The sequence below is a fragment of the Citrobacter freundii complex sp. 2024EL-00216 genome, assembly GCF_043945515.1.
In the GTDB taxonomy this organism is placed as follows: domain Bacteria; phylum Pseudomonadota; class Gammaproteobacteria; order Enterobacterales; family Enterobacteriaceae; genus Citrobacter; species Citrobacter portucalensis.
In genome coordinates this window covers 136,853-160,982 of the sequence record NZ_JBIMRA010000003.1, presented here as the reverse complement: position 1 = coordinate 160,982, position 24,130 = coordinate 136,853, and the positions used below count along the sequence as shown (strand labels likewise).

18 protein-coding genes and 2 pseudogenes are annotated in these 24,130 nt (G+C 40.8%); 3 read left to right on the top strand and 17 right to left on the bottom strand.

Going from position 1 to position 24,130, the window contains the following annotated elements; all coding sequences use genetic code 11:
• Nucleotides 1-189: 189 nt before the first annotated feature.
• The 10 genes from ACHHZ7_RS05085 to ACHHZ7_RS05040 all read right to left on the bottom strand — a co-directional run bounded on the left by ACHHZ7_RS05085 (nt 190) and on the right by ACHHZ7_RS05040 (nt 12,768).
• Nucleotides 190-1,425 (bottom strand): relaxase/mobilization nuclease domain-containing protein, encoded by a 1,236-nt coding sequence (locus tag ACHHZ7_RS05085; RefSeq protein ID WP_060415844.1) that lies wholly within the window; start codon nt 1,423-1,425, stop codon nt 190-192.
• Nucleotides 1,422-1,826 (bottom strand): hypothetical protein, encoded by a 405-nt coding sequence (locus ACHHZ7_RS05080; protein ID WP_001594377.1) that lies wholly within the window; start codon nt 1,824-1,826, stop codon nt 1,422-1,424. The genes ACHHZ7_RS05085 and ACHHZ7_RS05080 overlap by 4 nt, the downstream gene beginning before the upstream one ends.
• Nucleotides 1,827-2,003: 177 nt before the next feature.
• Entirely contained in the window at nt 2,004-2,948 is a 945-nt protein-coding gene (locus tag ACHHZ7_RS05075; RefSeq protein WP_395148708.1) for an ankyrin repeat domain-containing protein, read from the bottom strand.
• Nucleotides 2,949-2,963: 15 nt separating this feature from the next.
• Nucleotides 2,964-3,404: a hypothetical protein gene (locus ACHHZ7_RS05070; RefSeq protein WP_045286508.1), complete on the bottom strand. Its 441-nt coding sequence runs from the start codon at nt 3,402-3,404 to the stop codon at nt 2,964-2,966.
• A 356-nt stretch (nt 3,405-3,760) separates the two neighbouring features.
• A complete protein-coding gene (locus ACHHZ7_RS05065) occupies nt 3,761-4,747 on the bottom strand; it encodes an ankyrin repeat domain-containing protein (protein WP_045286509.1) in 987 nt (328 codons plus the stop codon).
• 429 nt (nt 4,748-5,176) lie between these two features.
• Complete coding sequence (locus ACHHZ7_RS05060) at nt 5,177-6,148, bottom strand: Kiwa anti-phage protein KwaB-like domain-containing protein (RefSeq protein ID WP_060415843.1); 972 nt, start codon at nt 6,146-6,148, stop codon at nt 5,177-5,179.
• 10 nt (nt 6,149-6,158) lie between these two features.
• On the bottom strand, nt 6,159-6,752 hold the full coding sequence (gene kwaA, locus ACHHZ7_RS05055) for an anti-phage protein KwaA (RefSeq protein ID WP_064150751.1): 594 nt from the start codon (nt 6,750-6,752) through the stop codon (nt 6,159-6,161).
• A gap of 52 nt (nt 6,753-6,804) precedes the next feature.
• Nucleotides 6,805-10,044, bottom strand: coding sequence for a type I restriction endonuclease subunit R (locus ACHHZ7_RS05050; protein WP_060415841.1), 3,240 nt, complete (start codon nt 10,042-10,044; stop codon nt 6,805-6,807).
• A 58-nt stretch (nt 10,045-10,102) separates the two neighbouring features.
• Complete coding sequence (locus tag ACHHZ7_RS05045) at nt 10,103-11,224, bottom strand: restriction endonuclease subunit S (protein WP_021536851.1); 1,122 nt, start codon at nt 11,222-11,224, stop codon at nt 10,103-10,105.
• Nucleotides 11,221-12,768 carry a class I SAM-dependent DNA methyltransferase gene (locus ACHHZ7_RS05040; protein ID WP_045286511.1) on the bottom strand — a complete coding sequence of 516 codons (1,548 nt, stop codon included), beginning with the start codon at nt 12,766-12,768 and terminating at the stop codon, nt 11,221-11,223. The genes ACHHZ7_RS05045 and ACHHZ7_RS05040 overlap by 4 nt, the downstream gene beginning before the upstream one ends.
• 214 nt (nt 12,769-12,982) lie before the next feature.
• On the opposite strand from ACHHZ7_RS05040, the pseudogene ACHHZ7_RS05035 reads away from it, so the two are divergent.
• Nucleotides 12,983-13,248 (top strand): annotated as a pseudogene (locus tag ACHHZ7_RS05035) (integrase core domain-containing protein); the annotation flags it as partial.
• Between the two features lie 700 nt (nt 13,249-13,948).
• Complete coding sequence (locus ACHHZ7_RS05030; RefSeq protein WP_016239656.1) at nt 13,949-14,143, top strand: hypothetical protein; 195 nt, start codon at nt 13,949-13,951, stop codon at nt 14,141-14,143.
• A gap of 213 nt (nt 14,144-14,356) precedes the next feature.
• Here the strand turns inward: ACHHZ7_RS05030 and ACHHZ7_RS05025 are convergent.
• From ACHHZ7_RS05025 to ACHHZ7_RS05005, 5 genes and pseudogenes are all read right to left on the bottom strand, one after another.
• Nucleotides 14,357-14,572 (bottom strand): annotated as a pseudogene (locus ACHHZ7_RS05025) (hypothetical protein); the annotation flags it as partial.
• A gap of 136 nt (nt 14,573-14,708) precedes the next feature.
• Nucleotides 14,709-16,424 (bottom strand): anti-phage-associated helicase HerA, encoded by a 1,716-nt coding sequence (herA, locus tag ACHHZ7_RS05020; RefSeq protein WP_016239655.1) that lies wholly within the window; start codon nt 16,422-16,424, stop codon nt 14,709-14,711.
• Nucleotides 16,424-17,608 (bottom strand): DUF4297 family anti-phage-associated protein, encoded by a 1,185-nt coding sequence (locus tag ACHHZ7_RS05015; protein WP_016239654.1) that lies wholly within the window; start codon nt 17,606-17,608, stop codon nt 16,424-16,426. The genes herA and ACHHZ7_RS05015 overlap by 1 nt, the downstream gene beginning before the upstream one ends.
• A gap of 555 nt (nt 17,609-18,163) precedes the next feature.
• Nucleotides 18,164-18,676, bottom strand: coding sequence for a hypothetical protein (locus ACHHZ7_RS05010; protein WP_003825820.1), 513 nt, complete (start codon nt 18,674-18,676; stop codon nt 18,164-18,166).
• On the bottom strand, nt 18,676-19,461 hold the full coding sequence (locus ACHHZ7_RS05005; RefSeq protein WP_032944795.1) for a winged helix-turn-helix domain-containing protein: 786 nt from the start codon (nt 19,459-19,461) through the stop codon (nt 18,676-18,678). The genes ACHHZ7_RS05010 and ACHHZ7_RS05005 overlap by 1 nt, the downstream gene beginning before the upstream one ends.
• Nucleotides 19,462-19,964: 503 nt before the next feature.
• On the opposite strand from ACHHZ7_RS05005, the gene ACHHZ7_RS05000 reads away from it, so the two are divergent.
• Entirely contained in the window at nt 19,965-20,522 is a 558-nt protein-coding gene (locus tag ACHHZ7_RS05000) for a helix-turn-helix domain-containing protein (RefSeq protein ID WP_225623030.1), read from the top strand.
• Nucleotides 20,523-20,563: 41 nt separating this feature from the next.
• Here the strand turns inward: ACHHZ7_RS05000 and ACHHZ7_RS04995 are convergent, their stop codons facing one another.
• Together ACHHZ7_RS04995 and ACHHZ7_RS04990 are read right to left on the bottom strand one after the other, a co-directional pair.
• Nucleotides 20,564-21,937, bottom strand: coding sequence for an HlyD family type I secretion periplasmic adaptor subunit (locus tag ACHHZ7_RS04995; protein WP_032944793.1), 1,374 nt, complete (start codon nt 21,935-21,937; stop codon nt 20,564-20,566).
• Nucleotides 21,924-24,116, bottom strand: a complete 2,193-nt coding sequence (locus tag ACHHZ7_RS04990; RefSeq protein WP_050592545.1) for a type I secretion system permease/ATPase — start codon at nt 24,114-24,116, stop codon at nt 21,924-21,926. Before ACHHZ7_RS04990 ends, ACHHZ7_RS04995 begins: the two co-directional genes overlap by 14 nt.
• Nucleotides 24,117-24,130 lie beyond the last annotated feature (14 nt).

Below are 24,130 nucleotides of genomic sequence, written 5' to 3'. Positions count from 1 at the left end.
CGTGACTCCAAGGACTGATTTAAGATGATGTATTTTTGAACATTTTCGATGAATGACCCGCTTTAGTAAAATTGCTTGTACCGATCGATGATTACTTCGTGATAGCTTATGGCTATCATAACTTAATTATCGATCTATACAAACGATCAATTATTCATTGACTATTGTTTCGTTATGGACTAGCACACCTTATGGTGTGTGGTGCTGGTTATTCCTAACTGATTGTTCCTGAGGAGAATGACTGGCTGTGAAAGGAACGGGTGCTAACAGGTGCAGATGAAGAATCTTGCGGAAAGGATGTGTTGTGGCATGCAGCAGTGACATTCCCCTGCGCCTTAGAAGTACAACAATTTGGTTGAGTAATAAAAGCCACACCTTCAGGCGACGCTGGCGGGGTATCTGACGGGTTGTATTGTGCAGCTTGCTCCTGAGCTGAATGATACCCACTGTCTCCTGTTGTCTTTCCAGACGAATTTTTTCTTCAAGCTGATGGATTTTCTCCAGAATCGTTTCCCGGTTTGCAGCCTGTTCTTCAGACTCGCATGATGGCACTGGCACTGGCACTGGCACTGGCACTGGCACTGGCACTGGCACTGGTGCAGGTAGTATTGGCTTTTGTGCTTGTTTCAGTAAAGTCAGATGTTCCGGTACGAAATCAATCAGCGTTTGCAGGTAAGACCAGCCATATTTCTTACCCAACTGAGATGCTTTAAAGGCAATGCCCTGATACTGAAATGAAAAGCCGTTCATTTTTCCCGTTAAGGCGATATTGGGTTTACAGTTCACGCCTTCCTTTTCCAGCATAGTGATAAAAGTCAGCAAATCAGGGCGGCCGGTTAACGCATTATCAATCAGGCTCTGCAGAGTGGACTTGGGGCAGAGAGTTGTCGTTCGTTCAGCCATCATCAGCTCATTGCGGGAAGGCTTTCTTTTCTCCTGACGATGACCACTGTTTGCAGGTGTAGTTTGAGTGAGTTTGTGGACTTTCTCCAGTTCGCTGATAATCCGGGTACTGATGAGGTTTTCATTTTTACCAAGGTATAATTTCCCACCGACCATGTTAATTCTGTTAGCTATTATATGGATATGCTGCCCGTCCGAATCATCGTGCATGATATAGCAGCGAAGATGGGTTTCAGTGAATCCCATCCGGGTCATATAATCGTCAGCGAATGCCGCCCATTGTCTGACTGACAGTGTTTCTCCCTTTGGCAGGCGAAGCGAATTATGCCAGACAGGTTTGGCGACACCGGGGCGCAGTAGTCTTGTGCCTTCAAATTCACTGATAAGTTCAGCAGCAGTGCTTCCCGTCATGTTGCCACCGATAATATAAGGCGTGATTTTGTGGTGAGATCCTGGCTTAAGGCTATAGAGAACCACACCTGCAAACTGTTTACCCCGCTTTATTTTCTGCATGCCTTTCACTGGTCTTGCTCCAGAAAGGTTGATGGAATAAGGTGATCCCTGAGAGTTTTGATTTGTCTGCGCAGGGCGAAGAGTTCTGTACGGGTCAGTTCGCTGTCAGGGCTTTTGCTGTCGAGATGATTCAGCAGGCGGTTTAAATCCTGTGAAAGGTTGCCGAGTTTAATCCATGCTTCACGATTGATTTCAGGTAATACCGGTGGGAGTTTGTTGAGGGATGCCATTCTTAGCCATTCCCCTTTTTTATAAGGGCCTCTTTTACTATCGAGAATAGATAATTCTTCTTCGTTTAACCGAACGCTGACGCAGTGAGTTCGAACTTCATTAGGTGAATATTTTGCTGTATGGAATTTACCTCTTCTTGAGCTTCTTGATAGATCTTCTTTACTTTCATTTTTATGCATATCTAACCTTTTTTAAAATGTGTTCATGATCTACAGTTAGCGCATTGGTAAAATAAGTCAAGGCATTGTCGAAATTTATAAATAAGAGAGGTGGAGCAGATTGCTAATTAGGTAATCTGCTCTGGGTAAAAATAGGGTTCATATTAAATTCATTATGACAGTGAGGAGGGGCGGAGGTTACAATCTACGTTTTACTGGCATTAAAGAGATTGTTTGTTTCATAATTTCGCTAAGTTTCTTTCTCTCATGTTCTGCTATATATTTACAAATCTCATCATGTCGAATATGCTGTTCCAGTTGTTTTTTATCTATTTTGATATCATTGCGGATAAACCATTTAATGGTTTCAATGTCCCCGCGTAAATCATAACCTCGCAGTACAATATGGCGAAAATGTGTGTTGCTGATATCTGTCTTCTTCTTTATTTCACTGAAGAAAGAGCTCATTTCATTTTCATTGGCACTTAGATAAACCTGGCAGTTATCAGAGATAGTAAAGTTAAGGTTTTTCTTCTGAAGCAAATCCATTATCTGCAGACTTTCGCTGTTGAGGTAGTTGAAAATTACTGGACTGCTATCCTTCATACTAATATGACGAATGAGCATTTTGGCTTTGAAATCGCCTAATGAATAGCAAATTTCAAAAATACCATGACCCTGGTTATCTCTGTGGTTTATATCGCAACCGGCCTGTACCATCAAATCAAAGATAGAGTGATTTTTTACGTAAAAAAGTATTGTTCTTCCGCATTTATCCACATTGTTGACATTAATTCCAGCATTGATCAGGGTTTTGCAACAGGATATATTATCAGCTAACGAGCATAAACAGGTTTGGCCGAGACCATTTTTGTGGTGTATATCTACGCCGGAATCAATCAATTTTTTCAGTATGTGAGGATTTCGCTGGTTAAACAAAACATTGTGACCATAGTTGTCAACATGGTTAAAATCTATTCCTGCTTTAACCAGAGTGTCAATCATTCTTGGGTTTTTACAGTAAAACAGTATATTTCTTCCAAACGAATCCAGTGTATTAATATCGGAGCCTGCAGTAATGCAAGCCTGAATGTCTTTTGGAGTTTTACAAGAGAGTAATGCATTTATTGCGTTGTTATTCATAATTTTTCTCCTCTGTTAAGCGACTAATCTGATATAGTTTTCATGGTTGGTTTTATATTCCTTTATTTTTTTAATGTCTTCGTAAATTCGAGCGAGTGAAAACCATGAGATCTCTTTCAACATGTTTTTGTTGCTTACATACAAAATGTTACCACCGCGAAATGAAAAAGCATTATGGAATGTACTTTCATTCGTCGTTTTGAGAAATCGAATGAAATTTTTTATTGTCTCTTTTTTGTTCATGTTATAAGAGGTGAATGTATAGATAGAGAATACGGTTAAAATATTTCTCTTCGAGACCATATGTCTTGAGAAATAATCGAAATAAAATCTTTGCTCCTGAGTGTCACTTTTGCAGAAAAAAGAAAATTGTGGATTATATAATCTATAAAGATCTGCGTTCTTTTTTGTTTTGGCGAGATAGTTAGTCAGGCTTGGATAGTTTGTTTTATTCATTTTAGTTCTCCTTTATTTAATTAACAAATGAAATATATATTATTAAATAAACAAAATGCAAATATATTTTTATATTTATTTAATTAAATAGTTATATTTTTATTATATTTCATATAAGGTGTTGTTTTTCATTGTTATATTATTTTTATCAAAAAGTGCTGTGTTTTATTTGATTGATTTGGTTTGAGAGTAGTGATTGATATTGTATGAATTGGCGATGAGGGTGTTTTAAAAAATAAATTTATCAAAGTGCTAAGGTGCAATGTGGGGCTTTGTATTAAATTAATGATGTTAGCGCCCCTTGGCTATCTAACTAAAGGTTAAAGCCAAGGGGAGAGTGTTCAGGCAGATTCAATTCATAATCTTTTTTTTGTAATTGCTTTACAGGTAACTGGTTGAAGCGTTGTTCGTAAAACCTTTTGCTCTCTCTGTGATTTTTCCTGGAGGATTTCTTCATAGAAGTAGCGTTCTTTTAGTGATTCTATATCAACTTTTATATCATTACGTATTAACCATTTAATTAGCAGTCTTCCTGCATAGTGCGTCAGTAGATATGTACTGCTTATGTAAAACCAAACATGACTAATGTCTGTCAGCTTCTTTAGTTGTAAAATTAATTTTTTAGCGTCGGCATTTGTTGGTGTTATGATACATTTATCACTTATCTCAAATTCATTTTTTTGTTTTATAAGCAATGACAACAGCTCAATTGATTTAAATGTAATGTTCTTGAATACAATTTTTGAACTGTTTGTAAGGTGAATATTACGGATAAGGAAGCGCATGTAGTTATCATTTTTAGATTCCCAGTGCGTATATTTACCAACTATGCTATTATTTTCTGACTGCCAGTGATCGAATGCTGTCTGTCCACTTATATTTTTATGATTAATGTCGCAACCAGCCTCAATTAGTGCATCGTACACATATCCTTCAAATGGAATGAAAAGAAAGGAATTGCCATAGCTATCTTTGGCATGGATATCTAGTCCTGCTTTGATAAGATATTTTATTAACCCAGGTGAAACATTAATATGCTGTATGGCAAGGGTGCCTGACTTGTTTCTGTGGTTTACATTAATTCCATTGCTGACAAGAAGTTCCACCGTCTCTATATTTTGAGCATAAAACAATGCATTGTTTCCGTCATTGTCTAAGTGGTGAATGTCAATGTCAGCGTCAATCATTGCCTGTATAGCTTCGGGTACATTACAGGTAAAAAGAGCAGTTTGACCTTTACTATTGCACATATTTATATCCATGCCAGCCTTGAGGCAACGAAGGACACCATTTTTAGACTTTACACGGAATAGGTTATTTTTATTATTTTCTCTTGATATCATTGTTTATCTCCTTTTTTGTTGTTTTCAAGATATTAATGACACCAGATTTTACGGTATTCAAATTTATTTTTGTTTTATTAGGGGGTATCTGATTTGGTTTGCTTGAGGTTATTCTTAACTTAATGGAACATAGGGACGTTAAGGTTATCCTATGTGATGTGGATTAACCATTTTCACAAGAATATTTATCCATATTGGAACTAATTTGTATAAAGGAGATAATTAGAGGCTCAGATATTAATAATATAGAGAGTAATGCTATAGGATATGGAAAAGATCATGTAATATAATGGTGGTTATTAATGTTCTTCTTAATTTTGGAAATTAAATGAGTAGTGTTTTTTATGAGGTTTTTTTCTGTTGATAATTCTTATTAAAATTTGAAGAGCATCCTTTAAGTTATTCGGCTTGAGGATGCTCATTTAAAATTTAAGCAGCGGAGTCTTTTTCAACAGCCAGGAAGGGCGAGTTATCAAGTGCTGCAAAAGATGCTTCATTATTTAGAAGCCGGATAAAGTATCTCTTTTGATCTTTAGTATTAAGGTTTATTAATCCTCCTGTTAGATCAATATTCCGTTGAAATACAGGAAATTTTTGCATAACTTGTTGTATTTGAGGGACTGAAACTCCCGTTTTTACTAAGTTCCCTTTTGAAACCATAGCAAGTCTACGCATAAATGCTCTGTCTTTATACATGTCCTTGAAAATATCTAGTGGCACTGGCATTCCTTGTGTATTAACAATTCCAAGGTTTATTATTAATGGCGTTGAGTTATTTGCAAGATTATCTATTACACTTTCTAATCCATACATTCTTTCAAGAAGTTTAATGTTTAGCGCATAGTACTTATTCTGAAAAAAGAAGAAGTCAATCGTGTCATTTATATCAATACTGTCATGAGTGATCTTATCTAAGGTTCTGCCATTTAGACTCAAGAAAGACTTTTTTGTTTTCTTATGTAGAGAAACAGGATATTTATGTTGGTAAATGACTACGCTGTTTCCATTACCATCACAAAGGTGGTAAATTACGGCTTTTACCGATGTTAGGCTTTGTGTTGCAAAATCAAACTGTGTTGCATTCCCATTGACACCGAAATTTAGCACGTTGTTCATTTTAGTAAATTCAATTGGGAGATGATTAATTGCTAAGTGATCATATTCGAAAACTTGTTTATCTCTTTCTAATAAAGTGGATACAAGTGGAACGGCCACTTTACCTCTGTTAGGTTCAATAATATTATTGATTAAGCTTTTAGAAAATGAAGTGGTCAGATCTTTTTCAGCATCAGGTTCAAGGTTAACCTTGAATATATCTATCGTACCTTGAATATCAGCGACAAAAAAAGCTTCGCCAGAAATGCGTTTCGATTTTGAAATATTTTCAATGTTAGTGAACATGTCATGACCTCTACACTATTTTAGCCAAATAAGTTTCATCGTCGATTTTTATATACTTTATATTATCTGTACTCTTTAGAACACTGCGGCAGATTACTGTGCATTTTTTCACTCCACGGTCATGAACATTAGCTTTGTATATTCTGAATCCGAGTATTGCAAGTGATGGGTTAGAATAAAACCGGTTTGTCTTTACGTATATTGCGCCGATTACAAATATCATCAACCCTAAATTTAATACAGTTCTCTTACTATCGACATCAGTGAAAACTAAGGGCATTATATAAGTGGTTAAAAACTCTAAATGTTCATGGTTTTCATTGCTAATATCCGAGACAGTGCATGCAACAGACCAACCCGAACCAAAGCTATTTGCAAGGACTATTAAAATAATTGCACCAATAAAAATGAAAATCAAACTAACTATGAAAACGATATTTCTCACTTTCAATGACGAGATTGAGAAAGTAAAGTTTTCAGTAAAAATATAGTCCCACACATTTTTTATCAAAACCTTATCGAAGGACATAATTAATAATGATAAAAATAGAAGCCATAGTGATAGTATATATAGTACTGTTTTAAGATATGGCCTGCTATCCATTAGCTTCTCCTGTATAACTTAAAATAGTTTGTATGTTAAAAATTTAGGGGAATCATTTTCCTAATTCTCCAGCTAAAAGTTCAGCCTGCTTCAAAATGGTCTCTGTGGCGAGCAAGGACATATCGGGTGGATAACCATATTTTTTGAGCAGACGTTTTACCACCACGCGAATTTTTGCTCTTGCTGCTTCTTTCACTGTCCAGTCAAGACTGACATTGTTGCGGATAGCCTCTGTAAGTACGACTGCCAGTTCTCGTAGTTTTTCCTTTTCCATTAACTCGCGAGCACTGTCGTTATCTGCAACAGCAGAATAGAAGGCATATTCATAAGCGCTGAGGTTTAACTGGCTGGCAAGGCTGTCAGATTCCTGGATAGTCTTGGCAAGCTTGATTAGCTCATCAATTACCTCCGCTGCGGTCAGTACCTTGTTCTGGTAGCCATTGATTGCAGAGGTCAGCATATCAATCAGTTTTTTGCCTTGGGTGATACTTTGATTCGAGCGAACCTTAATCTCGTCAGAAAGCAGTTTTTTAAGCGTTTCCAAAGCAATATTTCTGTGTTTGTAATCCTTCATTTCCTGAAGGAATTCTTCAGAAAGAACGGAAATATCTGGCTTTTGTATCCCAGCAGCGTCAAAAATATCAACAACTTTATCGGTAACCAGAGCCTGATCGATAGTCTGTTTTACCCGAACTTCCAGACTGTCATTGTGTTCTTCTTCTGATCCGTCTGAGTTTTCAGTAAATTTATTCAGTCTGGCTTTTACGGCCTGGAAGAATGCTACTTCGGGTGCCGCTTCCATTGCTTTATCGTGCGGTGTCGCCAATGCAAATGCCTGCGACAAGGCTGCAACCGCAGCCAGGAAACGCATTTTACCTTTACCGTTATCCAGCCCTAAAATATGGTTTTCTGATTCAAGAATAATTGTCAGGCGTTGTGAAGTAGTTGCGGCAAAGTAAGCTTTGTAATCGTAGCCATGCATCATGCCTTCCAGGATTTCCAGCTTTTCCTGCATGAGCGTTACAGCTTCTTCCTGAACCTCAGCAGGATCTCCACGTCCACCTGCATCAGAGTAAAAGGAGAGGGCTTCTTTTAAATCAGAGGCAATGCCCAGATAGTCAACAACCAGACCGCCTATCTTATCTTTATACACACGGTTCACACGGGCAATTGCCTGCATGAGGTTGTGGCCTTTCATTGGTTTGTCGATATACAGCGTATGCATGCTGGGAGCGTCGAAGCCGGTTAACCACATATCACGCACTATCACCAGTTTCAGCTTGTCGTCGTCATCCTTCATACGATTAGCCAGAACCTGACGTTCTTTTTTTGTGGTGTGGTGTTTAGCGATTTCTGGTCCGTCAGCAGCAGAAGAGGTCATGACGACTTTAATCACGCCATCATTTAGATTATCGCTGTGCCATTCAGGTTTTAACTCTATGATTTCTTTATAAAGTTCAGCAGCAATACGACGGGACATGGTGACAATCATGCCCTTGCCATGATCGGCATTAGATTTTAAGCGCTGTTCAAAGTGCTGAACCATATCCGCCGCAATAGCTTTAATACGTTTTGAACTGCCAATCAAACCTTCGATTCTGGCCCATTTAGACCGTTCTTTCTGGGTAAGCGTCAGCTCGTCTTCGTTAAACTCATCGTCGAAGTCTTCAATTAGCTGGCGACCTTCGTCACTGATGGCAATTTTGGCAAGACGGCTTTCATAGAAGATACGCACGGTTGCACCGTCTTCTACGGCCTGTGAGATATCGTAGATATCAACGTAGTTACCAAAAACAGCAGGTGTGTTTACGTCCGTTTTTTCTATGGGGGTTCCGGTAAAGCCAAGATAGGTAGCATTGGGCAAGGCATCACGCATATATTTGGCAAAGCCGTAAACGGTGCGTTTACCTGTTACGTTGCCTTCGCTGTCTTTCACGTCAACTTCTTTGGCGCTGAAACCGTACTGGGAACGGTGTGCTTCATCAGCGATAACGACAATATTAGTTCTGTCGGACAGCAACTCATAGATATTGCTGCCATCATCAGGCTGGAATTTTTGAATAGTAGTAAACACCACACCGCCAGAGGCGACACGCAAATATTCTTTGAGTTCTTCCCGGTTGTTGGCCTGTTTTGGTGTCTGACGAAGTAGCTGAGTGGCAGAAGAAAACGTACCGAATAGCTGATCATCCAAATCGTTACGGTCAGTGATCACTACCACTGTTGGATTATTCAGCGCCAGTACAATCTTCCCGGTATAAAACACCATCGAAAGCGATTTACCGGAACCCTGGGTATGCCACACGACCCCCGCTTTACGATCTCCGGTTTTTTGCGCATTAACAAGAACTTTACTGTTACGTCCCTGCTGGCGTAATGCCACTTCGGCAGAGGGGGAGTAAGCATTCACCGCCGAGGCACGAATAGTGGAAAGTACTGCTGCATTGACCGCGTAGTACTGGTGATAAGCTGCCATTTTTTTAACAGTGCGGATACTGATAATCCCTTTGCTGTCTTCATGTTTGCTCGCTTCAAACACAATAAAGTGGCGGATCATGTCCAGCAGAGTTACAGGATTAAGTAAACCATGTAATAAAACTTCGAGCTGTGGTTGGGTACTGGTAGCTGGCGTTTTACCGTTTGCGGTTTTCCACGTCATATAACGACTGAAATCAGCAGAAATCGTCCCCGCCTTGGCATCCAGTCCGTCAGATATCACATTAAACACATTGTACGTAAATAGGCTGGATATTTGGTTCTGATAGGTTTTAATCTGGTTATAAGCGCCTGATAACGTGGAATTTTCGTCAGCAGCATTTTTGAGTTCAATAACGACTAACGGCAGACCGTTGATGAACAAAATAAGATCCGGCCGGCGGGTATGGTTGCCTTCTTTGATGGTGAGCTGATTAATGACCAGAAATGCATTATTAGTGGGATCGTTAAAGTCGATCAGGCTGGCCAGCTCCCCTTGTGTATTACCATCCTTGCTGACTTCGATATTGATTCCTTCGGTCAAAAGGCGATGAAAGGTTAGATTGTTTGCCATTAGGTCAGGTGAGCTGATCTGCATCACCTGTTTTAGAGCTTCCTCACACTTCTGCTCACTAAGGTGCGGATTAATTCGTTGCAATGCTGTACGCACTTTATCTTCAAGGATAACCTGCTGATAGCTACGTAACGGATTGATTCCACTGGGTTCAATGTCCGGGCCGTAAACATACTCATAGCCCAGCCCTTGCAGGTGCTCAATTGCCATTACTTCAATATCGGATTCGGTCATCTTTGCCATGCGTACTGTCCTTATTGCCGCTTAACCAGAGAGCGGGCTGTACACCCGCATAATTATTTTATGCTACTGATGCGATTGCTTCTTCTGCATACTGAACCCGTACTTCACCGCTCATCAGTTTGGGAAGTAAGGTATCGCGGAGTTTTTCTAAGCTATCAATTTGTTTTGAGTTGTTAATAAGTTTACTTTCAAATGAATCTAATAACTCATTAATTATACGTAGGGAAGCTTCTGTTGGCAGATTAACATTGAACTTCTTAAGATGATCCAAGTTAACTCGTTGTCTGCCAGTTGAACCTTCCATACAGCTTTCTGCATATTCTTTGAAGTCCGGGTTTCGGCACATGATATATGAGATAAAAGGATGGATTTCTTTTTTAGGACGCATAACTATGAATTCGGTAGAACCCCATCCAGTTTCATTGTCGTCTAAAAAATCAATATAGGCCGCTTTCCCATTTTCTAAACATGGGGTAATTCTGGCTAGCAAGGTATCTCGTTTAGTAAATTTAGTTCCTGAAGAAAATGGACGTCTGTAATATCCATTTGCACGAAAAATAACAGTGCTCAGTCCAGCCATGTCCAAATAAGTAGCGTCTTGGCTTTTAATTAAAGTTCGCTTTGGATTAAAGTCAATTATCTGATCTATACTAACTGATACACCAGTGCTATCTAAAATAAACCACTGCCTAAACAGGGTTTCGGCCATGGATTCCAGAGTTTTATTCTGGCGATGAAGCAGGTCTATTTTGTCATCAAGAGAGGACAGTACAGAGGCGATGGCTTTTTGCTCTGGCAGTGAAGGTAATAGGATCTCTTGACTATAAGCGGTATCCCTGTTTAGTCCAGGAACAGCGCTATCTTCGTTCAGTTCTTCCAGCCCTAATGTTTTCAACAAATAGAATAAAAAAACAAAATCATATTTCGAAGGGTTAGGTAAAATATAATAAGCAGTATCAATACACCAAAATGGTCCATAAGTTAAGTACGCTTTCCCAACAGTTCCTTTACGACCAATAATAATTCCTTGTTCGTTTATTAATGCTTTGTTATGCCAACCAGTTAATCCACCTGAACTATATACAGGTATAGAGCCAGCATTCCTATCCTGTGCCTTTAATGCTTTACCATAATTAAGAATGACAATCTCACCAAGTTTAGTTTTTATCCACTGACTCATAAAACCACCTTCGCCAGACTCTCAGCGATAGACTTATTCAGATGCGCTTCTTCTTCCAATTGTGCTTCAAACTCCGCTTTAAGAGCCGTAAAACGTTCTTTAAAGTCAAAATCGTCTTCTTCGTCAGCAAGGCCAACATAACGACCAGGTGTCAGCACATAATCAAGTTTAGCAACTTCATCAATGTCTACTGACGCACAGAAACCCGCAATATCTTCATATTCGCCACCTTTGTTACGCCAGTTATGGTAGGTGTCTGCGATGGTTTTAATATCGTCGTCAGAAAGCACTTTGGTACGACGATTAATCAAATGACCAAGATTACGGGCATCGATAAACAGAATTTCTTTACTGCGATCACGATATTGGCTGCTATTTTCACGATCACGACGCATAAACCATAACGCCGCAGGGATCTGGGTGTTCAGGAACAGTTTTGCAGGTAAATTAACGATACAGTCAATCACATTGGCATCTTTTACCAGTGCGGCACGGATATCACCTTCACCAGAACTTTTAGATGTTAAAGCCCCTTTTGCCAGTACAACACCAGCCTGACCTTTTGGCGACAGGTGATACAGAAAATGCTGCATCCAGGCAAAGTTAGCATTCCCGGTAGGTGGGATACCGTATTGCCAACGGGCATCGCCACGAAGCTGCTCACCGGACCAGTCAGACACGTTAAACGGTGGATTGGCAATGATAAAATCAGATTTCAAATCTTTATGAGCATCGTTAAGGAAAGAACCTTCACTGTTCCAGCGGACGTGTTCTGAATTGATACCCCGGATAGCCAGGTTCATTTTTGCCAGACGCCAAGTGGTCTGGTTGGATTCCTGACCGTAAATCGAAATATCGTCAATATTTCCCTGATGCGCTTCAACAAATTTTTCTGACTGAACGAACATACCACCAGAACCACAGCAGGGATCAAAGACACGGCCTTTGTAGGGTTCCAGCATGTTAACCAGCAGGCTAACAATGGATTTTGGTGTATAGAACTGACCGCCTTGTTTACCTTCTGCCAGTGCGAATTCACCAAGGAAGTATTCGAATACGTGGCCTAATACATCAGCAGAACGCGCTTTGGCATCTCCCAGTGCAATGTTGCCAATCAGATCTATCAGTTCACCCAGCACAGTGGCGTCGAGGTTCTGGCGAGCGTAGACTTTCGGCAGCACACCTTTTAGCTGTGGGTTACCCGCTTCGATAAGCTCCATAGCATCATCAACCAGCTTACCGATTTCGGGTAGCTTGGCCTTAGATATTAGATAGTTCCAGCGTGCAAGCTCAGGGACAAAGAAAATGTTGTAAGCGGTGTACTCGTCTTTATCTTCCGGGTCAGCGCCTGCGAACTCGCCTTCACCAGCCTTCAGCAACTCATAATGAGATTCAAAAGAATCAGAAATATACTTAAGGAAAATGAGGCCCAGCACGACATGCTTGTACTCGGCTGCATCAATGTTCTTACGTAGCTTGTCAGCCGCTTTCCACAGGATGACCTCTAACGGGTCTGTTTTGATTTCTTTAGGTTTTCTGGCCATTAGCGTAACTTTGTGAAGGGGGGAGATGGCTCTATTTTGCCTTAAAGTTCCGCTCGTTACGAGCTTATACAGCGATTAATTATTATCTGGTTTTAGTGTGTTCGTGTAGCTCAGCAAGTGCAATGACTCATGGAGTAAATGCTTTGTAGCGGGATTGTAGATGTCAGGTCATTGCCGTCAATGGAGCCACTGTCATTGGCATAATTGCTGCACAGCCGATGCCACTCGCACATTCGCCAGTTCACTGGGGTTCATCGTGAGTACTACACCAGTACGCAGTCCGGAAAGTAACGGCATGGCAGAATCGTTTGTAAAGACGTTCAAGTGAGATTACGTGTATGTAAATGATCTGCCGGATGCAGTCTCAGTGATGGAAAAATGGCATAATGGATAGAGGATTATAATAATCTGCATCCACACAAGAGGTTGAACATGAAATCGCCACGCGAATATCGTGATGCCATATTAGCAGTTAATTAACCGTGTCCGTTTTAGCAGGGGCAACTCCAGTATTCAAAAAAACTTTCTTAGTGCATATGCATGAGGTGAATAGATGTACAGGCTATGACAAACCATAGTTATAATTTTTAATGTTTAAAATTCTCCGTTACAGTAGGACATTCCTTGTACATTAAATTCCATCTAAGGTTGAATTTTTAATTTAATAAGGTAGCAATCTAAAATAATGTGTGTGGGTTATTTGTAAGATGATTTTTCTATTTTTGATAGTGGTAGTTAAGGAGGGGGGTATCTATTCAAAAATATAGATATTCAAGGTTGGTAGCGGTTTGGTTTCTTTTCTAACCGAAGGGCAGAAAAGCAAGGGGAACTCGAAGAAGCAAGCGCAGCGGCTTCGCAGAGTTAGCCCTTGCTTCATTTCGTATAATCATAAAAATCGGAGTGGCTGATATTTTTATGTAAATATATACAGCTTCACTTGTATTTGTTTTAAATATTCTGTTGCAGCTCAGGAGATGATAAAATTTACGCTTCGGTTGCATAGATGACACAGTATTGTGTTTGTAATTTAAAATATTCACTCATGCAATTCTTTTTAAATAATTTTTATTTGTTTTTGGACAAGCGTTGACATTTCTTATTTAAATGATAGTGATAATGTTATATCAATTAAAAATAAGGAGTTAAATATAATAAGGCTTTAGATGAAGTAGAGTTGCTTATGAATGAAATGCTTGGTAAATTAAATATAGCATTGAATGAAACGAATTTATATCCAACTAATGATATGTTTCGGATAATTGTGCGTGAGATTGATGTTGAAAATTTAAAAATACTGTCTTTTATTTATAACGAAGGATCTCAAGAGGTTATAGACGATATGACTCCCGTAATAAAAGAATTCATGTACTGGTAGGGCGATAAATTAGATTTTGGAACTATTAATATCCAATCTCTAATTGCAAAAAAAGAAGAAAAAGTAATTTCTTCAATCATATTAGAAAATTCAGATAAAGGTAAAGACATAAAAAGAATTTAATGGTTAATTGCAATCCTAACAATCTGCCCTCAGGGCTATTTTTAGAGGGGTGATAACTATCCTCAAACTGAGGGGCCGTTGCATTCCCTCTTATGAATACCTACTCATAGAGGCTGTCTGGCACAAGCGAAGCTCTTTGATCTGTTTATTGACTGCGAAGATCTCTGTTTTAGTTAACTCACTATTGCTACTTTTTGCATTAAGATGGTTTGTAAGGCAGTTCAGCTTTTGGGATATGTTAGAGAGTGATTTCCAAGCTTCAACATTGATAGCAGGAACGACCGGAGGAAGCCTATCAAGAGAGCTTCTTATACAATAGGGAAGATAAAAGAATCTATTAACTCTCAGCCTAATGATTCCAGAATAGATTTTATTAAACTATATCATTAGGATATGATATTAGTGGATTCACTCTTGAGCAAGAGTGAATCCACTTCTGAAATTAACTTTTACTCCATTGTTCAATTATCTTATCAAACTCCGAATCTACCCATTCTTTTCTCCATTCATCAAGATATTTGATGTCAATTGACGATGGGGGTATTGTACATTTTTCTATTTTTACAATCGAAGGTATTGATATTGAATCCCCCATGATTAAGGCCTCACCTTCTTTGAGCGATGGTAGGAGGTTTGTAATATCACCTACTGTATCCGGGAGTAATCGCTTAACATAATTTTGATCGTCTGGGTTAGTTAATCGCATTGAGATAAAAGTATTACACTGAGAAAATATTGTTTCTGAAATTTCAGAAGGTCTCTGACTTGCAAGGAGAAGGGTTACTCCGTATTTTCTACCCTCTTTTGCAATCCTCTCAATTGCTTCTTTGGATGTCCTGTATTTGCTCAGATCACTTTTGGGAGCATATTTATGTGCTTCTTCGTAAACAATTAATATTGGGATATCTTGGTTTTCATTAGATTTTCTTTTTATTTTTTTTGAATGATAGCCAAATTCAAAAATTAATCGAGATATCAATGATACACATATGCTAAGTACTTCAAAAGGAACACCGCTTACATCAAGTATTGTTATGTTTGATTTATCTTTTCCATAGCTTATTAAAGTTTCTAATGTTTCTTTAAATGTTACGGATTTGCTACCTTCACCCAGAATAAAATCTAATCTCTTATCAAATATTTTACTTTGTAATCGATCAACAAAATTGAGAAGTTTTCCATTTAAAGCACCGGCTGAACTTCCATCAGGAGTTACATTCTCTTTGAATAACCTATGAGCATTTTCATTGTCAAACTTGAAATTTCCTTCCTCATCTGACCAAATATGTTCATTATCTTTATTTTTTCTTTCATTATTTCTATTGTTAATATAATTGATGACTTCATTAATGTCGAAATAATATGGCGAGTGAAAGCTTATTATTTCCTTTGTGGCTGGATCTCCTTGAAAATGTATCTTTTTATTTAATGTTATTGCCTGACGGAACACATTTCTTTGATTGTGATCATTTGCTTCCGTGTCAAGAAAAAGCTCTTCTAACTCGTCACCATTTAATAGCCAATATGGAAGGGTTAATGTATCTACATTTAATACATTTGAATTAGGGAATGCATTTTCATATTCAGAATGTATATCAAAAATAATTATATGAGAATTGTTTAATCCCTTATAACCTTCTTGCTTTTCATCTACGGCTTTTTGAAGTATTTTTGCAACAGTGTGGGATTTACCTGAACCCGTTGAACCTACGATAGCGATATGTTTATTGAAAAATCTATTCCCATTCACAGGTACGGATACTTTGGTATTAAGCGATAAGCTTGAAAAAGTAAAACGGTCATTTATATCTATACTATCTGAGTATATGGATATTATTTCGTCTAATTTCGCTGGTTCCACTTTTTTAGGAGGAAGTGCAAGTGAATCTCCACCGCGATAGAATTTTCCATTTTTAACAAGACCTATTGGACTTGCTTCTATCATGTATTTCTGCTTTTGGCTTTCTTTAACTTCAATAGAAAAATTATCTATGATCGCCAGAAGAGCAACATCTTGATTATCTGAAACCCTTAAATAAGATCCTACACCTAATTTTTCTTCTGCTATCTTAAATTCTTCAAGATCGTCTACGGAAATTTTTAATTTATTTGGCGATACCGATACTACTTCTGCATTAATATCATTATTCCTGCTCATTACACTATCTCCTTTATGTCGGCAAAGTCTTTAACTTGTATGTTTACCTGGGGTAGTTGGGATGGGATATCAAGGCAGTTTTCCGTATAAAACTGGTAAACTTCTTTTCTTATATTAATACTGTTCAGTGTTTCATTGAAATCATCTATGTCGTTGATAAATTGGAAGTGGATTTCTTTATTTGAAAAACCTTCGATTAACATCTTGGGGGTAAATACACTTCCTTTAAAAGGGTACCCATCAGTGAAAATTAGATCTTCATTGAATAATTGATTCTTTAATTCGTATAAATTGGCATCGCTGGTGCCATGAAAAAGTAAAAAAGGAGAATATGGTCGATCTGTTCTTTTAGATAAATTAGACCAATTTGATTGTATTTTATATATACAGTCTTTAACTGTTTTTATATCAGTTTTGTCTTGAAATTCTAAGATGAAAAAACGAGCATAAGGTGAGGTGTTTACACTTCTGCGTATGAAAGATTCTTTTAATTTTCTTAAATATTCTTTTCTTCCTTCATATTGATAAAACCATATGTTAAATAAGACTTTTGATTTGTTGATACTTTCAACAAAATCAGATTTTTTTATCCTTCTATCTTTTTTATTACAAGAGATATCATATGTTTTTCTGAAAGCATTAGAATAAAGATAATGCTCTGCCTCATAATCTTCACATTGGAAATGGTTTTTTATTATTTGTATAGTTTCTTTTTTTTGATCATCAAATGATTTTGCATTGATATTTATAACTAACCGATCCAAAAAGGCTTGTAGATCCTCTTCGGTAAGCCCATTTTCAATATGGTATTCATGTTTGATTTTTTTTTCGGTGTAGGTGAGGAAATTAGATTTGAAAAAGTCAACTTTTAATGGGAGTGTTAACTTTTCTTGACCGGATTTATAATGCCCATAAAGATAATAATTAGCCCCTTTTTCTTTATTGTCCTTAAAGTGTGACAACATTAATCTTATGGGCTTTGATATAACGGAGTGGTTATAATCGGTACTTTCATAATATTTGCATTGTATCGCAGTTAAATGCCCATCGTTGTAGACATCAACATCTTCAATGCACTCTATATCAATCGAGTCATCCATTTGTGGTAACGAAAAAATCTCAATAATCGTTTTATCAACCTGATAACAATACCCACGAATTGTATCAACCGCACTTCTGTCCACTTTGTTATCCTTTTTGAGGTAAGGTGTTAAAAGTATATAAAAATATGCTGTGTTAATAACAATGCAATGATTGCATAGCTTTATGATTCTGCCACAAAGACAAGCCATTGACATGTACAAAGAACCAAAAACATTAAATTTCAATGCTAATTATTAAGATGTGAATAATTTGATGGCGTTAATAATTTTTAGTTTCTTGCCTGAAACCCCAAAAAGTAGCTTATGTGTAACCTTTTGTTATATGGCTATTTTAAATTTTCAATACAATCAGTTGGATATGTTATATTTTTCAATACTGCTGCATCATTGGGGTGTGGTTCGTGAAGTCCGTATCAAGTGACTCTTTCATATCGCTTTTGCTCTTTTTTTAATCTTTTTGGGGACCTGGGCAGTCTCACGTGAGCCCCTGGAAACTCACATAAACCCACAAATTTGTCATTCGAAAGCCGCCTGATGGGCAGTAACGACGAGCGTTGGCTCGACCTGAATGGTCTATCTTATCACCGACAACGACTGAGATTCATCCGTAGGTTTTGCCGCCAGAACGCTTATTGATTATTCATTTTCCGGCAAAGCATAATTCTGGCAGTACAGATAGGGGATCCCCTCTTTGGTAATCAGGTATGTCGCGCTGTTCAGTGCAAAAAAATCGACGTTGGATACGCTGGTGTTGGTCAGGAAAAAATCGGGGAGGAGTTCCTGAATAAGGCTGGCGGGAGCTGTTTCGCGATTGGAAATTTGGATTTTCTGTGAAATCCAAACCGGGCTTGAGCCGTAGCTGGATTGTGTAAAAAGTACCATGCGTTGCACGGTTTGCTCATTATTTTCGGCATCTTTGATAATACCATCAATATTCACAATACCTTTACTGCCCCCGGTTTTAATATCAATAATCCCTCGGAACGAGCTTGTATTGCGTACAATTTCGATGGCAGAGCGGCAGGTGAGATCATGTAACTCGCCATTGTTCTTACTGTACCGATAGACGACAGTAAGAATAAGCGCAGCAAAACAAAGCAGCAGGATAATACCTGTCTGGATGCGGGACGTTCGGGGATATAAGTTCATTAGCTATCATACCGTGGGTAATATACCGACTGACAGGCATTTTCTTGCCTGGCTTTTATCGGTGAGCGACACACCAGTACGGACAGTTTCTTAGACTCAGGATAGGTCGTGATATAGATAAATTTATGGCTCTGACACAGTCCTGGGTTTTTGTCGATAAACGCGGTATGCCGGGAGAAATTACTGGCATCGTTATTGAAATAATACTGACAGCCAGTGGGTGCTTTATCCGCAACGATATAGCCGGAGAAATAATCATCGCTGGCTTGCCACGGATATAATATAAGCACACAAATTATCAGGGTAAGTGCCAACATTACTGTTTCTGCAGCCGTTATCAAAGGTTGACGCGGTGTGTCAGCCAAAAATTCCTCAATGGTGGCATCTGGCGCTAAGGATTCTTCAGCAGAAGCAGAGTTCTCCTCCGGTGTTTCAATGACCTGAATATCAAACTCTTCTTGAATGATCAGCCCTTTGCGGGGGATCGTTGTGATCAGCGGTTGTTCAAGCTCCAGCTGCAGTAAGCTTTTACGCAACGAGAGAATGCTTTGATAAAAGGCGTTGAAACTCACCTGCCGGTGATTTTTACCCCAACCGAATTCCAGTAATTCGTTTTGAGAAACCACTTGCCCGCGATGTTGAATAAGTAATAAAAGACATAACGACGCTGATTGTTTGAGTTTTATCCGCTGATTGGGGTGATCTACCCGCGCCAGACATTGTGTGGCTGGCGTAAATATTATTCTATTTTCAATCAGATAACTGACATTGCCAGTCTCAGACATATTGTCTCTACTCTTGATGATGCGTCTGGTGGTTGTTTAGTCATGATACCACTGAGCCTATAAAGACCACCAGCATGGACCTGATCCCACAGCGAGAACCGCGAAGTGTTGCAATTTGGTATCATGATATAACAAGAATGATAACTTTTTAATGAAAATAAAACCCATTAAAATCAATTAATTGTATCTTTTTGGCTACTCTGCAAAGAACAGAAAGATGAAAAAATGTCGACAAAGATGATTGCCATTAATTCTTTATGGACAGCGCCATATACTGCCTGACACCACCACGCGAAAACAGCATGAACCTTAACGCGTCAATGGCACCAGGGAATGCCGGTGGTAGATGTAGATGGGAATAAATGTCAGCTTGTTTGCGAGCTGACATTTATTTTTAGTGCCGAGTAAATTTAACCATCTTTTTGACTAAGCCATAATTTGCGGTAGAGAGTCCCATTTTCCAGAAAGAAATTGAAAATGCTGTAGTGCTCGTTGGCGATGAAATGAAGAAGTCGGATAATGCCTGGCTGTCGTTACGTAAAAAACGTCAGCGTATTGATTTGAAGACCGATGGACAAATCTTATTTCTGGAGAAAGGGACTGTCTCTGTTTATCGTGTGGAAAACGATTTAGTCACGGTGAGTATTTCTGCACCTGCTATTCTCGGCCTGCCACAAATGCGTACGGAAGTGGCTGGCCACTATTTGCGTTGTGATACCGATTGTGAAATGTGGGCGATGAGCGTCCAAAATGCCGATCACCTGTTTACGACCAAAAACTTATGGAAGCAGGCGTTTGATATCTTAACGCATCATCTTCAACGTTATTTTCAGCGTGAAGCGTTGCAGTCGCACCGTACTATTCGTGAGCAGGTTATTGAACACGTAAAATATATCTGGTCGATGGAACCAGAGGTTCGCGAGAAAACATCCGTGTATACTTTTATTTTGACCCGTAACCATATTTCACGTAGTGCTATCCATAAGGTGTTACAGGAGCTGGTTAATGACGGGAAAATCACCCTGAATCGTGGAAAGCTCTCTTTTTGCACGCCGTTATAAATTCATGCGCTCCCCGGCAAAATGTAAGGGAGCGCAACCGATCAACGTTCTCTGAGTGCTTCCGCGCGTGCGCGAATAATCGGTTTTAACAGGTAGCTCAGAATCGTTTTCTTGCCGGTGAGAATATCGACGCTCGCCACCATGCCGGGAATGATCAGCATCGGATGCTCTTTTGTTCCCAGGTAATTTTTGTCCGTCTGCAAACGCACAATATAAAAGCTTCGCCCCTGCTTATCGGTAACGGTGTCCGGGCTTATCTGCACTACTTCGCCTTGCAGACCGCCATAGATGGTGTAATCGTAAGCGGTAAATTTCACCATCGCATGTTGACCCGGATGGAGGAAGGCGATATCGCGCGGCTGGATTTTGGCTTCGATTAACAGTTTGTCATCCAGCGGAACGATTTCCACCAGATCGCTGCCCGGTTGAATGACGCCGCCGATAGTATTCACCATCACCTGCTGGACGATACCCCGCACCGGTGAGGTGACCATGGTACGGTTCACCCGATCCTCCAGTGCTTTAACGCTTGCCTGGGTTTTACTCAGATTAGTGCGAGCTTCATTGAGTTGGGCCAGCGCATCGCTCTGGAAACGGCCACGGCTTTCACCGATTTTATTCTCAATCTCTTTAATTTCTGACGTAGCCTTGGGGAGCGACAGGCTAATAGAATTGAGCTGCCCGGCGGTTTCCACCTCGGTACGACGCAGGCGCAGCAGTTCGACTTTTGAAATGGCGCCTGAAGCGAGCAGCGGCTCGGACATTTTGATTTCCTGACGGATTAACCCGAGGCTGTGCTTAAACTGATCCTCCTTTGACTCAAAGTCGCGCAGCTCCTGTTTTTTCTGCACCAGCTGTTCTTCGAGCCCGGAAATTTCGTTGTGAAATTGTTCCCGACGGCTGTTGTACAGCTCGGTTTCTCCCCGGGCGACTTCCGGCGCCTGGCTGGCTATCTCGGGTGAAATCACAAAGTCCCGGTTTTCAACTTCCGCCGTCAGGCGTTCTACCTTGGCGCGCAGACCGAGTTTGTCGGCTTCAGTTTCACCCACGTTGGAGGCGAAGCGCGTGTCATCTAGGTGCAGTAGTGGAGTTCCGGCGTTAACGATTTGCCCTTCATGCACGTACAGCTCGGTGACAATTCCCCCTTCCAGGTTCTGGATTTTTTGCAGTTTTGATGAAGGGATCGCTTTGCCTTCACCGCGTGTCACTTCATCAATTTTTGCAAAACCAGCCCAGATGAAGGACAGCACCACCAGCGCGAGGATCACCCACAACGTCAGTCGTATCACTCTTGGGGCGTCATCAATTATGGCCTGGCTAACCTCATTAATACTGTCGGTTTGATTTTCATCACGACCGCGAAAATAGTGCTGCATGTGACTGCGGGCACGAGTCAGGAGATCAGCGAGACGCATTAATTTGCCCCTTTTTCAACGCATCCATCACTACCCCTTTCGGACCGTCTGCGATGATGCGACCTTTATCAACAATAATCAGACGGTCAACCAGCGACAGCATGGAAGCGCGGTGCGTGACCAGTAATAACGTTTTTCCCGCAATACAGGGGGCCAGCGCGAGTTTGATCTTCTCTTCGCTGGTGTTGTCCATTGAACTGGTGGGTTCATCCAGTAGCAGGAGAGGGGGATCAAGCAACAGTGCACGCGCGAGTGCCACCGCCTGCCGTTGCCCGCCGGAAAGCTGGGAGCCGCGTTCGCCGACCTGCAGGTTATAGCCGTCGGGATGCAGGCGTGCGAATTCGTTGACGCCAGCCAGTTCTGCCGCTCGCAGCATGGTTTCGTCATCGACATAGCGCGCTCCGCACAGCAGGTTATCGCGCAGCGTGCCGTTGAATAGCTGGATGTCCTGTGGCACGTAGCCGATGCTGTGGCGCAGATCGTTCACATCCAGCTGGCGAGAGTCGATACCATCGATCAGCAGGTTCCCGGCGCTCGGCTGGTATAAATTGACGATAAGTTTACTCAGTGAACTTTTACCGGAACCGCTGCGCCCGATAATGCCGATGCGCTCACCGGGCTGAATGGTCAGGTTAATTTTGTGCAGCGACAGGTTTTGTTGCTCCGGGTAGCTGAAATCCACATCGCGAAATTCAATGCTGCCCTGTAACTGTTCACGCTTGAGCGGGTTTTCATCCGCACGGCGCTCCTGCGTCAGCGACATCATTTTCTCAGTGTTTTTGATGGTCAGTTTCGCCTGCTGATAGCGGGCGATAAGGCCGGTGAGCTGACCCAGCGGCATGAGTGCCCGGCCGTTAAGCATGTAGCAGGCGATCAAGCCACCCATACTCAGTTTGCCGTCGATAATCATGTACACCCCGACGATGATCATCACCACGCCTGAAATTTGCTGGAACCAGCCGGTAAGGTTGCTGGCCAGGCTGGACAAGGTTTTCACCCGCAGTTCGAGACGGCTCAGGCTGCCCAGCGTTTGTTCCCACTGGAACTGGCGTTCGCTTTGGGCATTATTCACTTTGATAGCATCCAGACTGCTCAGGGTTTCAATCAGTAGTGCCTGACGTTCGCTGGCGAGGCTCATGGTTTTTGCCACAGCAGCGTTGACCGGCTTTTGTAGTGCCCAACTGCACAATAGGGCAATCGGTAATGTCAGTACCGGGATCCATGCCAGCGCGCCGCCGATAATGCCAATAACAATCAGCAGTAACAGGGTGAAGGGCAAATCGATAATCGTCGTCAAAGTGAGGGATGAGAGGAAATCACGCAGTGACTGAAACTCGTGAATGTTTTGTGCAAAGCTGCCCACGCGTGCCGGGCGCTCTTTCATCTCCATACCGACAATGCGCTCAAACAGGGTCGAAGAGATGATGAGATCGCTTTTCTTACCTGCAATATCAAGGCAGATACCGCGCAGCATTTTTAAAATCAGATCAAAGACAAAAGCCAGGCAGATGCCGACTGCCAGCACCCATAATGTGACCGTTGCCTGGTTTGGCACGACGCGGTCATACACATTCATGGTAAAGAGCGGTGTGCCGAGCGCAATCAGGTTGATTAACAGACTGGCCAATACCGCATCCATATACAGAAAACGCGACAGCTTCAGCGTGTCTTTAAACCAGGATTTGGTGCGCGGCAAAAAGGCCTCTGCCTGCAAATCGAATTCGTGGCGCGGATGCGCAAAAATGACTTTGCCCGCATAGTTTTGCTCAAGCGTGGCAGCATCAACGCAAATTTCCCCACCTTCGCTTTCGCTGGGCATAAAACGGGCGCTACCGTCATCGTTCCAGGCCAACAACACCCCGGTTCCCCCTGCATTCAATAACAAGACAGCAGGCAGAGACATTGCCGGAATTTTATCGAGCGTGCGCGTGACGACTCGCGCCTTTAAACCGGCCCTTGCCGCCGCGCGTGGGAATATATTCAGCGTGAGCCGATCGTTTTCTAATGGCAGGCCACTGCTTAATGTTGAACGACTCGCCGGTTTACCGTGCAGAAAACACAGAATCAGTAAGCTATCTAATAACGGGTCGTCATTATGGCTACGTGGGTCGTGATGTTGAGAATTAGGGTTAGCGTAATTCTCAGGGACGTCATTTAATAATTCGGCTTGTGCACTCATTTTCGCAACCATTC

Coding starts and splice junctions, on each gene's coding strand:
- ACHHZ7_RS05080 (WP_001594377.1), bottom strand. CDS start 1,826: ATGCATAAAAATGAAAGTAAAGAAGATCTATCAAGAAGCTCAAGAAGA.
- ACHHZ7_RS05075 (WP_395148708.1), bottom strand. CDS start 2,948: ATGAATAACAACGCAATAAATGCATTACTCTCTTGTAAAACTCCAAAA.
- ACHHZ7_RS05070 (WP_045286508.1), bottom strand. CDS start 3,404: ATGAATAAAACAAACTATCCAAGCCTGACTAACTATCTCGCCAAAACA.
- ACHHZ7_RS05065 (WP_045286509.1), bottom strand. CDS start 4,747: ATGATATCAAGAGAAAATAATAAAAATAACCTATTCCGTGTAAAGTCT.
- ACHHZ7_RS05060 (WP_060415843.1), bottom strand. CDS start 6,148: ATGTTCACTAACATTGAAAATATTTCAAAATCGAAACGCATTTCTGGC.
- kwaA (WP_064150751.1), bottom strand. CDS start 6,752: ATGGATAGCAGGCCATATCTTAAAACAGTACTATATATACTATCACTA.
- ACHHZ7_RS05050 (WP_060415841.1), bottom strand. CDS start 10,044: ATGGCAAAGATGACCGAATCCGATATTGAAGTAATGGCAATTGAGCAC.
- ACHHZ7_RS05045 (WP_021536851.1), bottom strand. CDS start 11,224: ATGAGTCAGTGGATAAAAACTAAACTTGGTGAGATTGTCATTCTTAAT.
- ACHHZ7_RS05040 (WP_045286511.1), bottom strand. CDS start 12,768: ATGGCCAGAAAACCTAAAGAAATCAAAACAGACCCGTTAGAGGTCATC.
- ACHHZ7_RS05030 (WP_016239656.1), top strand. CDS start 13,949: ATGAATGAAATGCTTGGTAAATTAAATATAGCATTGAATGAAACGAAT.
- herA (WP_016239655.1), bottom strand. CDS start 16,424: ATGAGCAGGAATAATGATATTAATGCAGAAGTAGTATCGGTATCGCCA.
- ACHHZ7_RS05010 (WP_003825820.1), bottom strand. CDS start 18,676: ATGAACTTATATCCCCGAACGTCCCGCATCCAGACAGGTATTATCCTG.
- ACHHZ7_RS05005 (WP_032944795.1), bottom strand. CDS start 19,461: ATGTCTGAGACTGGCAATGTCAGTTATCTGATTGAAAATAGAATAATA.
- ACHHZ7_RS05000 (WP_225623030.1), top strand. CDS start 19,965: ATGAAGAAGTCGGATAATGCCTGGCTGTCGTTACGTAAAAAACGTCAG.
- ACHHZ7_RS04995 (WP_032944793.1), bottom strand. CDS start 21,937: ATGCGTCTCGCTGATCTCCTGACTCGTGCCCGCAGTCACATGCAGCAC.
- ACHHZ7_RS04990 (WP_050592545.1), bottom strand. CDS start 24,116: ATGAGTGCACAAGCCGAATTATTAAATGACGTCCCTGAGAATTACGCT.